This window comes from Streptomyces sp. SS7 (assembly GCF_037993025.1).
GTDB lineage: Bacteria > Actinomycetota > Actinomycetes > Streptomycetales > Streptomycetaceae > Streptomyces.
Genome location: NZ_CP141223.1, coordinates 7150338 through 7162643, shown reverse-complemented (window position 1 = coordinate 7162643; position 12306 = coordinate 7150338). Strand labels below are relative to the sequence as shown.

The window sequence follows — 12306 nt, the reverse complement described above, 5'->3', positions numbered from 1 at the left end:
CTTATCCCGCCCTCACTCCGGGGGGTGCCGTTCGGAGTGTTAGCAGGCCGGGTAGGCCCCGTATGGCCCATCGAAGTGGTGTTCCCAGCGCTGTTGACGAGGTGTTCAAGGGAGTAGCATCCGCCGCATCGGTTCTGTCCGTACGACGCTGAAGTCACGGAGGAAGCATGCAGGCGACCGCGACGGTGCTGGTCTACAGCGACGACTCCCGCACGCGTGAGCAGGTGCGGTTGGCCGCCGGCCGGCGGCCGGCTCCCGACGTACCGGTGGTCGAGTTCGTGGAGTGCGCCACTCCGGACGCGGTGCTCCGGGAACTGGACAAGGGCGGGATCGATGTGTGCGTGCTGGACGGCGAGGCCGTGCCGATGGGCGGGATGGGGGTGTGCCGGCAGATGAAGGACGAGGTGTTCCAGTGTCCGCCGGTGCTGTTGCTGATCGCCCGGCCGCAGGATGCGTGGCTGGCCACGTGGAGCCGGGCCGACGCGGCTGTGACGCTGCCTGTGGAGCCGGTGGAGTTCGCGGGCGCGCTGGCTGCCCTGTTGCGGGAGAAGCGGCTGCAGAGCGCCTAGAGGGGTGCCTGGTGGGGGTTGTGGGGCGGCTGCGGGTGCGGATGTGGTTGCTCGCGCCCGCGGCGGAGCCGCACAGCGACACAGCCCCGCGCCCCTGAGGGCTCCTACACAGCCGTCGGCCGGAGAGTTGACGTGTCCGGCTGGGTCTTGTGCCTGCCCGTGATCAGGGCGCTGCCGGTCTTCCACTTCGGCCAGTCGACGTTCCAGTCGCCGAAGCCGTTGCCGAAGGGCTCCATCGTGTCGCCGTCGCTGTTGACGACCTTGACGACGTCGCCCTGGCGGACGTGCTCGAAGAACCACTCGGCGTTGGCGGTGCTCATGCCGGTGCACCCGTGGCTGACGTTCGCGTAGCCCTGCGAGCCCACGGACCAGGGCGCGGCGTGGACGTACTCGCCGCTCCAGGTGAGCCGGGTGGCGTAGTAGACCGGCAGGTCGTACGACTCCGAGGAGCCCTCGGCGATGCCGACCGTGGCGCTGCGCATCCGGACGTACTGTTCCTTGCCGAGGACGACCTTGACGCCGTTGCGGGTCTCGAAGCCGGGCTTGCCGGTGGTGACCGGGATGGTCTTGATCACCTCGTCGTTCTTGTAGAACGTCAGCGAGTGCGACGAGGCGTCCGTGACGGCTATGACGCGGTCCCCGATGGTCAGGGTGACGTCCTTCGACGTGGTGCCCCACAGCCGGTCGCCGATCCGGATGCCGTCGAGGTTGCTGTGGGCGCGGACCGTGGCGTGGGCGGGCCAGTACTCCTGGGGACGGTAGTGGAGTTCCTTGTCGTCCACCCAGTACCAGGCGCCCGGCACGGAGGGCGTGGAGTCGACCTTGAGACCGCGCTCGACTATCGCGCGCTGGGCCGGGTCCTTGACGGGCTCGCTGAGCTTGGCGGTGACGGGCTGGCCGACGCCGTACGTGCCCTGGTCCGGGCCGAGCTCGACCGACAGGCGCTTCTTGCCGCTGGGCTTGCCGGTGTCGAAGGTGAGGACCCGGCGGCCGGGGGCGCCGTCGGCGTCCTCGGTGCTCACCCGGACCGTGTAGTGGGCGTCGGCGGCCAGCGGCTCGGTGCTGTGCCAGCGGCTGCCGTCGGCGGCGAGTTCGCCCGCCACGTAGCGCCCTGAGGCGTCCACGGCGGTGACGTCGGTGAGGGGCTCGTCGTCGTCCCGGGCGACGACCTCCAGCGGCTTGTCCGGGTCGGCCTTCCTGCCGTCGCCGTCGGGGCCGTTGAAGGAGATCCGGTCGCTCGCGTCGTAGGGGCGCCCGGCGAGGGGGTTGCCGTCGGATCCGCAGGCGGTGACGACGCCCGCTCCGAGGGCGATCACCAGCACCGTGCAGCTGACGACTGTGCGGGGGCGGGGTGTGTGGCTCATGGCTTCACGCTAGGGAGCCGCGTCAACCACGGCGCGCTGGACGCCACGTATGGAGGACAGGGATTGCGGCGAACGAAGGAGCCCGGACTCTCCTCGACGGAGTGTCCGGGCTCCCGTGGGTTCGGCGCGTGCTACTGGGTGCGGTTCTCACCGCGGTAGTACTCGAAGACCCAGCCCCAGATGCCGATGAGGATGACCGGGGCGGCGAAGTACAGCAGCCACCAGCCGATCGCGACACCGAGGAAGGCGATGGCGCCACCGACGCCGAGCGCGAGCGGCTGCCAGCTGTGCGGGCTGAAGAAGCCCAGCTCGCCGGCGTCGTCCGCGACGTCCGCCTCCTTGTTGTCCTGGGCGCCCGCGTCCACCCGGCGGGCCGTGAAGCCCAGGTAGAAGCCGATCATGATGGACAGACCGAAGGCCAGGAAGAGGGCCGTGGTGCCCGCCGGCTCCTTCGACCAGACGCCGTAGACGATCGCCATGATGAGGATGAACACGCTCAGCCACGTGAACATCCTGCCTTGGACCTTCACTTGCCGGCCTCCTTGCTGCCCGCGATGGCACCGTGGCCGGCGTGCTCCAGCTGCTCGAGCGCGGCGATCTCCGGGTGGTGCAGGTCGAACGCCGGGGATTCACTGCGGATCCGCGGCAGGGTGAGGAAGTTGTGCCGCGGCGGCGGGCAGGAGGTCGCCCACTCCAGGGAGCGGCCGTAGCCCCACGGGTCGTCGACCTCGATCTTCTTGCCGTACTTGGCCGTCTTCCACACGTTGTAGAGGAACGGCAGGATCGACAGGCCGAGGACGAACGAGCTGATCGTCGAGATCGTGTTCAGGGCGGTGAAGCCGTCCTGCGCCAGGTAGTCGGCGTACCGACGGGGCATGCCCTCGGCGCCCAGCCAGTGCTGGACCAGGAACGTGCCGTGGAAGCCGAAGAACAGCGTCCAGAAGGTGATCTTGCCGAGGCGTTCGTCGAGCATCTTGCCGGTGAACTTCGGCCACCAGAAGTGGAAGCCGGCGAACATCGCGAAGACGACGGTGCCGAAGACGACGTAGTGGAAGTGCGCCACCACGAAGTACGAGTCGGACACGTGGAAGTCCATCGGCGGCGAGGCCAGGATGACGCCGGTCAGACCACCGAAGGTGAAGGTGATGAGGAAGCCCGCCGCCCAGAGCATCGGTGTCTCGAAGGACAACGAGCCCTTCCACATCGTTCCGATCCAGTTGAAGAACTTCACGCCGGTCGGGACGGCGATGAGGAACGTCATGAAGGAGAAGAACGGGAGCAGGACGCCACCGGTGACGTACATGTGGTGCGCCCACACCGTCACGGAGAGACCGGCGATGGCGATCGTCGCGGCGATCAGGCCCATGTAGCCGAACATCGGCTTGCGGGAGAAGACCGGGATGATCTCACTGATGATGCCGAAGAACGGCAACGCGATGATGTACACCTCTGGATGGCCGAAGAACCAGAAGAGGTGTTGCCACAGCAGGGCGCCGCCGTTGGCCGGGTCGAAGACGTGGGCACCGAACTTGCGGTCCGCCTCCAGGGCGAACAGCGCGGCCGCGAGGACCGGGAAGGCCAGCAGGACCAGGACACCGGTCAGCAGGACGTTCCACACGAAGATCGGCATGCGGAACATGGTCATGCCCGGCGCGCGCATGCAGATGATCGTGGTGATGAAGTTGACCGAGCCGAGGATGGTGCCGAAGCCGGAGAAGGCCAGACCCATGATCCACATGTCGGCGCCGATGCCCGGGCTGCGGACCGCGTCCGACAGCGGGGAGTAGGCGAACCAGCCGAAGTCGGCCGCACCCTGCGGGGTGAGGAAGCCGCCGACGGCGATGAGCGAGCCGAACAGGTACAGCCAGTAGGCGAACATGTTCAGCCGCGGGAACGCCACGTCGGGCGCGCCGATCTGGAGCGGCATGATCCAGTTGGTGAAGCCCGCGAACAGCGGCGTCGCGAACATCAGCAGCATGATCGTGCCGTGCATCGTGAACGCCTGGTTGAACTGCTCGTTCGACATCAGCTGCAGGCCCGGACGGGCCAGCTCGGCGCGCATGAACAGCGCCATCACGCCGCCGATCAGGAAGAACGCGAACGACGTCACCAGGTACAACGTACCGATGGTCTTGTGGTCGGTGGTGGTGAGCCACTTGACCACGACGTTGCCGGGCTGCTTGCGCCGGACCGGCAGCTCGTTCTCGTATGAGTCTTCAGCTGCCGCGGCACCCTGGGGTTCGTTGAGGATGCTCACAGGTTGTTCGTCTCCCGGTTCTTCTCATGGGCGGTCTGCTCGATGCCCGCGGGAACGTAACCGGTCTGCCCCTTCTTGGCGAGGTCCTTGAGGTGCTGCGCGTAGCGCTCGGGAGAGACGACCTTCACGTTGAACAGCATCCGGGAGTGGTCGACGCCGCAGAGCTCGGCGCACTTGCCCAGGAAGGTGCCCTCATGGTTGGGGACCACCTGGAAGGCATTGGTGTGACCCGGGATGACGTCCTGCTTCATGAGGAACGGCACCACCCAGAAGGAGTGGATGACGTCACGCGAGGTCAGGACGAAGCGGACCGTCTTGCCCTCAGGAAGCCAGAGGGTCGGGCCCGGGTTGTTGGTCTGCGGGTTCCGCTCACCGGGGACACCGCAGGTGTAGACGCCGCCCGCGTCGGCCGGGAAGTCCTTCTTGAACCGGTCCGGGATCGCGGCCAGGTTCTCGTCGGTCTTCGCGTCGCCGGTGGAGCCTTCGACGTTCTCGACGTAGTTGAAGCACCAGCTCCACTGGAAGCCGACCACGTTGACCGTGACGTCGGGCTTCTTCTCGAGGCTGAGGAGCTTCGACTCGTCGCGGGCGGTGAAGTAGAACAGCACCGAGACGATGATGATCGGGACCACCGTGTACAGCGCCTCGATCGGCATGTTGTACCGGGTCTGCGGAGGAACTTCGACCTTCGTGCGGCTGCGCCGGTGGAAGAAAGCACTCCACAGAATCAGGCCCCACACCAGCACGCCGGTGGCCAGCGCGGCCGCCCAGGAACCCTGCCACAGGGAGAGGATCCGCGGAGCCTCTTCTGTGACGGGGGTGGGCATGCCAAGGCGGGGGAAGTCCTTGTATGTGCAACCGGTGGCGGTCGCCAGGACCAGGCCCGCGGTCATTGCCTGCAGCAGCTTCCGCCGCATCGGGCGCCGCGGCGAGCGGTCGGAGCCGTTGGGACTCACGTAGCGCCTTCCCGAGAGTCTCGCCCGCGCGGATCGGCTGCGGCCTTCTCGCTGGTCGGTCGCCGCCCTGCGTCGGGCAGGGGTTTGGATGTTTATGCGGACCAAACCCTAGCCGACGCCCTCCGGGGGTTCTCGGGGAGGGGTGCCTAGTAACTCGAGTGGTTCGCTGGTTTGGCGGGTGCGGGTGATTTGTGGCTGGTCGCGCAGTTCCCCGCGTCCCTGACCCGGTTCCCTGCGTTTTAACGTTGCCGTATGGCCTACTTCGACGCCGCTTCCGCCGCTCCCCTCCATCCCGTGGCCCGTCAGGCCCTGTTGGCCGCCCTGGACGAGGGGTGGGCCGATCCGGGACGGTTGTACCGGGAGGGGCGCAGGGCGCGCATCCTGCTCGACGCCGCCCGCGAGGCCGCCGCGGAGGCGGTGGGGTGCCGCGCGGACGAGTTGGTGTTCACCTCGTCCGGGACCCGGGCCGTCCAGACGGGTGTCGCAGGGGTGTTGGCGGGCCGTCGGCGGATCGGACGTCACCTGATCGTGTCAGCCGTCGAACACTCCTCGGTGCTCCATTCGGCCGAGGCGCTGGAGGCGGACGGCGGGACGGTGACACGGGTGCCGGTGGCGCGGAGCGGCGCGGTGGCGGTGGAGGCGTACGCGGAGGCGCTGCGCCCCGACACCGCGCTGGCGTGTCTGCAGTCGGCCAACCACGAGGTGGGCACCGAGCAGCCGGTGGCGGCCGTCGCCGAGGCGTGCCGGGCGGCCGGGGTGCCGCTGCTGGTGGACGCGGCGCAGTCGCTCGGCTGGGGGCGGGTGGACGGTGACTGGTCGGTGCTGACCGCCAGCGCCCACAAGTGGGGCGGGCCGTCGGGGGTCGGGCTGCTCGTGGTGCGCAAGGGGGTGCGGTACGCGGCCCGCGGGACGGAGGAGTTCGGCGCCCTGCCGGCGATCGTGGCGGCCGCGGCGTCCCTGCGGGCGGTACGGGCCGAGGCCCGCCGGGAGGCGGTACGGCTGCGGGAGCTGACGGAGCGGATCCGGGTGCGGGTGCCCGAACTGGTCGGGGACGTCGAGGTGGTGGGCGATCCGGAACGACGGCTGCCGGGGATCGTCACCTTCTCCTGTCTGTACGTCGACGGGGAGGCGCTGCTGCACGGGCTGGACCGGGAGGGGTTCTCGGTGTCGTCGGGCTCGTCCTGCACCAGCAGCACCCTGACGCCGAGCCATGTGCTCCGGGCGATGGGGGTGCTGAGCGAGGGGAACGTGCGGGTGTCGCTCCCGGCGGGGGCGGCCGAGGAGGACGTGGAGCGGTTCCTCGGGGTGCTGCCGGGGGTGGTGGCGGGGGTCCGGGAGAAACTCGGGGCACCGGCACCGGCCACGGCCGTGGAGGAGGACGTCCTGGTCGTGGACGCCCTCGGCAAACGCTGCCCGATCCCGGTCATCGAACTGGCGAAGGTCATCGCAGACGTGCCGGTGGGCGGTCTGGTCCGGGTGCTGTCCGACGACGAGGCGGCTCGCCTGGACATCCCGGCGTGGTGCGAGATGAGGGAGCAGCGGTACGAGGGCGAGGAGCGGGCGGACAGGGGGACGGCGTACCTGGTCCGCCGGCTCGGCTGAGCCACCCCGGGCGCGGGGAACCGGGCGACCGGCCCCCGGCGCACCCGCGCCCGGACGGACACGTCAGCCCAGGTGTCCCCGGACCTCCGCGGCCGCGTCCTCCCCGTACGCCTTCGTGAACCGCTCCATGAAGTGCCCGCGCCGCAGCTGGTACTCCTGCGTGCCCACGGTCTCGATGACGAGCGTGGCCAGCATGCAGCCGACCTGCGCGGCGCGCTCCAGCGAGACCCCCCACGCGAGCCCGGAGAGGAACCCGGCGCGGAAGGCGTCGCCGACGCCGGTGGGGTCGGCCTTGCGCTCCTCGTCGGGGCAGCCGACCTCGATCGGGTCGTCGCCGTCGCGCTCGATCCGGACGCCGCGCGCGCCGAGGGTGGTGACGCGGTGGCCGACCTTGGCGAGGATCTCGGCGTCGGACCAGCCGGTCTTGGACTCGATGAGGCCCTTCTCGTACTCGTTGGAGAACAGGTAGGTGGCGCCCTCCAGCAGTATCCGGATCTCCTCGCCCTCCATCCGGGCGATCTGCTGGGAGAAGTCGGCGGCGAAGGGGATGGCGCGGGAGCGGCACTCCTCCGTGTGGCGGAGCATCCCCTCCGGGTCGTCGGCGCCGATCAGGACCAGGTCGAGGCCGCCGACGCGGTCCGCGACGGTCTTCAGCTCGATCAGGCGGGCCTCGCTCATCGCCCCCGTGTAGAAGGAGCCGATCTGGTTGTGGTCGGCGTCGGTGGTGCACACGAAGCGGGCGGTGTGCAGCGTCTCGGAGATACGGACGGACTCGGTGTCCACGCCGTGGCGGTCCAGCCAGGCGCGGTACTCGTCGAAGTCCGCGCCCGCGGCCCCGACCAGGACGGGGCGGGTGCCGAGCTGTCCCATGCCGAAGGCGATGTTGGCGCCCACCCCGCCCCGGCGGACGTCCAGGTTGTCGACCAGGAAGGAGAGCGAGACCGTGTGGAGCTGGTCCGCGACCAACTGGTCGGAGAAACGTCCGGGGAACGTCATGAGGTGGTCGGTCGCGATGGAGCCGGTGACTGCGATGCGCACGGCGTGGACTCTCCAGTGGGGAGGGGGATTGACAGTTCACGCTACCCGGTGGAGCGGCGCCACTGAAGCAGCCGAAACTACCCGATAGTAGATCTTTCTTCGCGGGCGCCTCCGTGCTTACGGTTCGGCTATGACGAACCTCGAGTTCCGTATCGCCCCCGCACCGGCCGACCTCGAAGGCGGCCTCGCCGCCCTGCGCGGCGACTGCGCCCGGATGGCTCCGCACTGGGCCGCCCCGGAGAAGATCGCTTCCCGTCCGGTCTCCCCTTCCCGCATCCACGGTGTCTCCGTCCCGGCGAGGTCGGCGCGCCTGCTGGAGGCCATGCCGGAGTACGGCAACTAGTCCCGCATTTCCTTACGGCTGTTCCGGCCGGGGCGCTCACAGGGAACCGTGCGCTCCCCCGCCGCGTCCCATCGCTGTCCCTCGTCGGGGGGATGCGAGGTACGACAGCAGGGCAGCCGAAGGAGCGATGCGGTGAACACCGAGCGACCCGAGAACGACGACGCCGCGCGCGAGCGGGAGGCTTCCGGGACCGGTGAGGCCGGGGAAGCCCGGGGGGCCGGTGCGCCGCGGGAGTCCGGGGAAGCGCCGGAGACCGGCGAGACCGGGGCTGGGGAAGCCCCGGAAGCCAGTGAGGCTGGGGCCGGGGAGTCCGGGGAAGCCCCGCAAGCCGGTCAGGCTGGGGCAGGGGAGTCCGGGGAAGCCCCGCAAGCCGGTCAGGCCGGGGCCGGGGAGTCCGGGCAAGCCCCGGAAGCCAGTGCGGCTGTGGAAGCCTCCGAGGCCGGTGAATCCCAGGGGGCCGCTGACGCTCGGGACGTGGAGGACGCTTCCCGGTTCCGGAAGGTCCCGGATGGCCCGGCGTCCCGGGCGGGCCGGGAAGCCCCGGACAACCCGCACGCCCGGGCGGGCCAAGCCGTCCCGGACGGCTCAGAGCCCCAGGCGGACCAGGAAGCCGCTGACAGCCCACTGACCCGAGCCGCCCAAGAAGCCCCGGACAGCCCGCTGACCCAAGCGACCCAAGGAGCCCCGGACAACTCGCACGCCCAGGTCGGCCGAGAAGTCGCCGCGCCCCCGGCGGGCCGGGGCGTCCCGGACGGCGCTCACGCCACGGTGGGGCAGGAGGTCTCGGGGCCGTTGGCGGTTGGTCGTGGGGGTGGGGACGAGATCTCGTCGGCGCCCCGTCGGCGCTCGCCCTTCCTCGTTCTCTCCGTCGCCGCCGCCGTGCTGCTGGTCGGTGGGGGCGGGGCGTATCTCAGCGCGCAGGCCACCGGGGGCGGCGGCGCCGGTGCCGGGGCGCCCTCCGGTGGCGGCACCCCCGTACCGCTGGCGCTGGACGACTACTCCGGGACCGCCTCCGGTGGGGGGCCGAACGGCATCGCGCCCGGTGAGCCGAACCCGTACGGGGTGACCTACCAGGCCGCCGGCTCCCTCCCCGAAGGTCCCGGTTCCGCGCCCGTGTACTGGGCGAAGGGCGAGGTCGGCAAGGGCGAGGTGGCGCGGCTGGCGAAGGCGCTCGGGGTGGACGGGACGCCCGTGGCGGACGGCGGGGCCTGGAAGGTGGGCGCCGGGAACGACGGTTCGGGGCCGGTACTGCGGGTGAACCGGCAGGCGCCGGGCATGTGGACGTTCAGCCGGTACGCGCCGGGCACGGACGCCTGCAAGGGCGGTATCGCCAAGTGCGCCAAGGACCCCGCGGCCCCGGCCGCCGACCCGGTGAGCGAGGCGGCCGCGAAGAAGGCGGCGGCGCCGATCCTGAAGGCGCTCGGGCAGGACGACGCCAAGGTGGACGCGCGCCAGGTCATGGGCGCCCAGCGGGTGGTGAACGCGGACCCGGAGGTCGGCGGTCTGCCCACCTACGGGTGGACGACCGGGATCAGCGTCGGCGCCGACGGGGCCGTCATCGGCGCCAACGGGCAGCTGAAGGCGCCGGTCGAGGGGGCGACATACCCCCTGCTGACCGCAGCGGAGGCGCTGAAGGCGCTGAACGCGGCACCGAGGACCGATCACCGGATGGGCATCGGCGGGTGCGCCAGCCCGGTGCCGCTGAAGGACCGGCTGGAGAGCCCGTGCGGCTCGTCCACCGGCTCCGGCGCCGCGGCGACCGTGACCGTGACCGTCGAGAACGCGGTGCTCGGGCTGGCCCGGCACACCTCGGGCGGGCAGCAGGTGCTCGTGCCGTCCTGGCTGTTCGCCGTGCGGGGCACCGGCGCCGCGGACGCGTACCGGGTGACGCAGCCCGCGGTCGACCCCGCCTACCTGAAGGACGCGACCACGACCGCCCCGGCGCCGAGCGCCTCCTCGGGCACCCGGAACGTACAGGTGGACGGCTACACGGCCGAGGGCGACGAGCTGGTCGTGAGCTTCACGGGCGGGGTGTGCGCCGACTACGCGGCGAGCGCGAAGGAGTCCGGCGACCGGGTGACGGTCACCGTGACGGAGACGCCCTGGCCGAACAAGGTCTGCATCCTGATCGCCAAGGAGTACCACGAGACGGTCCGGCTGGACGCGCCGCTCGGCAGCCGGAAGGTGGTCGGCTCGGACGGCAGGGCCGTACCGCTGGAGAAGGCGGGCGCGCGACTGCCCGACGTCCAGTAGGCACACCGCTTTCGGGAGTACGACGAAGGCGGCGGCCCCGGGAGGGGGTCGCCGCCTTGGCCGTAGGTCTGGGCGAGGCTCAGCTGAAGGAGTCGCCGCAGGCGCAGGAGCCGGTGGCGTTGGGGTTGTCGATCGTGAAGCCCTGCTTCTCGATGGTGTCGACGAAGTCGATGGAGGCGCCGCCCAGGTACGGGGCGCTCATCCGGTCGGTGACGACCTTGACGCCGTCGAAGTCCTTGACGACGTCGCCGTCGAGGGAGCGCTCGTCGAAGAAGAGCTGGTAGCGCAGGCCCGAGCAGCCGCCGGGCTGCACGGCGACGCGCAGCGCCAGGTCGTCACGGCCTTCCTGGTCGAGCAGCGCCTTGACCTTCGCCGCGGCGGCGTCGGACAGGATGATGCCGTCGGTGGCGGTGCTGGTCTCGTCCGATACGGACATCTACATCTCTCCCGGGTTGTACGGAGGCTGCTTGCCGACGGTTGCAACCGACGGGGCCGCGGATTCATTCCGGGCCGGGCACTTCTCGTCGCGTGGTGCTTTCGCGTGCCTCTTCATGCTCGCACACCGGCGGCGAAGCGAACAGCGACCGCCCGGCCCGCCCAGCGGCCTGTCCACGCCATCCTCGTGCCGTCACCGGGATTCCCGTCACATCGACGCGATGACCGTCGTCAAGGTGACATGAAGCAGGCTATCATAGATAGCGTCAGTTCGACGAAAAGTAGAAAGGGTGCGTGACGTGACCACCGCCCAGCCCACGGAGCTCGACGTACAGCCGACTCCGCTCGCCCTGTTGCTGCTCGGCCGCGAGGCCGACCCGAAGAGCGAGCGGGGCGTCGAGTGCCCCGGCGACCTGCCCTCGCCCTCCGACCCGGACCTGGTCGAGCGGGCCCGGGCGGCCAAGGAGAAGCTCGGTGACAAGGTCTTCGTGCTCGGCCACCACTACCAGCGCGACGAGGTCATCCAGTTCGCCGACGTCACGGGCGACTCCTTCAAGCTGGCCCGGGACGCGGCCGCACGCCCGGAGGCCGAGTACATCGTGTTCTGCGGTGTCCACTTCATGGCGGAGTCGGCGGACATCCTGACCTCCGACGAGCAGAAGGTGGTCCTGCCCGACCTCGCCGCCGGCTGCTCGATGGCCGACATGGCGACGGCCGAACAGGTCGCCGAGTGCTGGGACGTGCTGACCGAGGCCGGCATAGCCGAGCAGGTCGTGCCCGTCTCGTACATGAACTCGTCCGCGGACATCAAGGCGTTCACGGGCCGGCACGGCGGCACGATCTGCACCTCGTCCAACGCCCGGCGGGCCCTGGAGTGGGCCTTCGAGCAGGGCGAGAAGATTCTCTTCCTGCCCGACCAGCACCTCGGCCGCAACACCGCCGTCCGGGACATGGGCATGTCCCTGGAGGACTGCGTCGTCTACAACCCGCACAAGCCGAACGGCGGACTGACCGCCGAGCAGCTGCGCGCGGCCAAGATGATCCTGTGGCGCGGCCACTGCTCGGTGCACGGCCGCTTCAGCCTGGAGTCGGTCGAGGACGTCCGCGCCCGCATCCCCGGCGTGAACGTGCTGGTGCACCCCGAGTGCCGGCACGAGGTCGTCGCCGCGGCGGACTACGTCGGCTCGACCGAGTACATCATCAAGGCGCTGGAGGCGGCCCCGGCCGGCTCGAAGTGGGCCATCGGCACCGAGCTGAACCTGGTGCGCCGGCTGGCGAACCGTTTCGCGCCCGAGGGCAAGGAGATCGTCTTCCTCGACCGGACGGTCTGCTTCTGCTCGACGATGAACCGCATCGACCTCCCGCACCTGGTCTGGACCCTGGAGTCGCTGGCCGACGGCAAGCTGGTCAACCGGATCGAGGTCGACCGGGAGACCGAGGCGTTCGCGAAGCTGGCGCTGGAGCGGATGCTGGCGCTGCCGTAGCCACG

At 70.3% G+C, this 12306-nt stretch carries 11 protein-coding genes; 5 read left to right on the top strand and 6 right to left on the bottom strand.

What is annotated here, in order from left to right; all coding sequences use genetic code 11:
* Window positions 1-167 precede the first annotated feature (167 nt).
* On the top strand, window positions 168-569 hold the full coding sequence (locus tag U5640_RS32865; protein ID WP_340380588.1) for a hypothetical protein: 402 nt from the start codon (window positions 168-170) through the stop codon (window positions 567-569).
* A 104-nt stretch (window positions 570-673) separates the two neighbouring features.
* On the opposite strand, the gene U5640_RS32860 is transcribed toward U5640_RS32865, so the two are convergent.
* From U5640_RS32860 to coxB, 4 genes are all read right to left on the bottom strand, one after another.
* Window positions 674-1933: an Ig-like domain-containing protein gene (locus U5640_RS32860; RefSeq protein ID WP_340380586.1), complete on the bottom strand. Its 1260-nt coding sequence runs from the start codon at window positions 1931-1933 to the stop codon at window positions 674-676.
* 131 nt (window positions 1934-2064) lie between these two features.
* A complete protein-coding gene (locus U5640_RS32855; protein WP_340380584.1) occupies window positions 2065-2463 on the bottom strand; it encodes a cytochrome c oxidase subunit 4 in 399 nt (132 codons plus the stop codon).
* The gene (gene ctaD, locus U5640_RS32850) at window positions 2460-4190 is read right to left on the bottom strand and encodes a cytochrome c oxidase subunit I (RefSeq protein WP_340380582.1); all 1731 of its coding nucleotides are present in this window, start codon (window positions 4188-4190) and stop codon (window positions 2460-2462) included. Before ctaD ends, U5640_RS32855 begins: the two co-directional genes overlap by 4 nt.
* Window positions 4187-5146 carry a cytochrome c oxidase subunit II gene (coxB, locus tag U5640_RS32845; RefSeq protein WP_340380580.1) on the bottom strand — a complete coding sequence of 320 codons (960 nt, stop codon included), beginning with the start codon at window positions 5144-5146 and terminating at the stop codon, window positions 4187-4189. The genes ctaD and coxB overlap by 4 nt, the downstream gene beginning before the upstream one ends.
* A gap of 252 nt (window positions 5147-5398) precedes the next feature.
* Here coxB and U5640_RS32840 point away from each other — a divergent pair, with 252 nt between their 5' ends.
* Window positions 5399-6748 carry an aminotransferase class V-fold PLP-dependent enzyme gene (locus U5640_RS32840; RefSeq protein WP_340380578.1) on the top strand — a complete coding sequence of 450 codons (1350 nt, stop codon included), beginning with the start codon at window positions 5399-5401 and terminating at the stop codon, window positions 6746-6748.
* A gap of 63 nt (window positions 6749-6811) precedes the next feature.
* Here U5640_RS32840 and U5640_RS32835 read toward each other — a convergent pair whose 3' ends face one another.
* Complete coding sequence (locus tag U5640_RS32835; RefSeq protein ID WP_340380576.1) at window positions 6812-7786, bottom strand: carbohydrate kinase family protein; 975 nt, start codon at window positions 7784-7786, stop codon at window positions 6812-6814.
* Between the two features lie 130 nt (window positions 7787-7916).
* On the opposite strand from U5640_RS32835, the gene U5640_RS32830 reads away from it, so the two are divergent.
* Window positions 7917-8129, top strand: coding sequence for a hypothetical protein (locus tag U5640_RS32830; RefSeq protein WP_340380574.1), 213 nt, complete (start codon window positions 7917-7919; stop codon window positions 8127-8129).
* Window positions 8130-8921: 792 nt separating this feature from the next.
* Window positions 8922-10382, top strand: coding sequence for a hypothetical protein (locus tag U5640_RS32825; protein WP_340380572.1), 1461 nt, complete (start codon window positions 8922-8924; stop codon window positions 10380-10382).
* Window positions 10383-10461: 79 nt separating this feature from the next.
* Here the strand turns inward: U5640_RS32825 and U5640_RS32820 are convergent, their stop codons facing one another.
* Complete coding sequence (locus tag U5640_RS32820; RefSeq protein WP_046727393.1) at window positions 10462-10818, bottom strand: iron-sulfur cluster assembly accessory protein; 357 nt, start codon at window positions 10816-10818, stop codon at window positions 10462-10464.
* 298 nt (window positions 10819-11116) lie between these two features.
* On the opposite strand from U5640_RS32820, the gene nadA reads away from it, so the two are divergent.
* Window positions 11117-12301, top strand: coding sequence for a quinolinate synthase NadA (nadA, locus tag U5640_RS32815; RefSeq protein ID WP_340380566.1), 1185 nt, complete (start codon window positions 11117-11119; stop codon window positions 12299-12301).
* The last annotated feature ends 5 nt before the right edge of the window (window positions 12302-12306 follow it).

What these genes read in the sequence shown, in the direction of transcription:
- U5640_RS32840 (WP_340380578.1), top strand. Translation starts at nt 5,399, where the DNA reads ATGGCCTACTTCGACGCCGCTTCCGCCGCTCCCCTCCATCCCGTGGCC.
- U5640_RS32820 (WP_046727393.1), bottom strand. Translation starts at nt 10,818, where the DNA reads ATGTCCGTATCGGACGAGACCAGCACCGCCACCGACGGCATCATCCTG.
- U5640_RS32830 (WP_340380574.1), top strand. Translation starts at nt 7,917, where the DNA reads ATGACGAACCTCGAGTTCCGTATCGCCCCCGCACCGGCCGACCTCGAA.
- U5640_RS32865 (WP_340380588.1), top strand. Translation starts at nt 168, where the DNA reads ATGCAGGCGACCGCGACGGTGCTGGTCTACAGCGACGACTCCCGCACG.
- U5640_RS32860 (WP_340380586.1), bottom strand. Translation starts at nt 1,933, where the DNA reads ATGAGCCACACACCCCGCCCCCGCACAGTCGTCAGCTGCACGGTGCTG.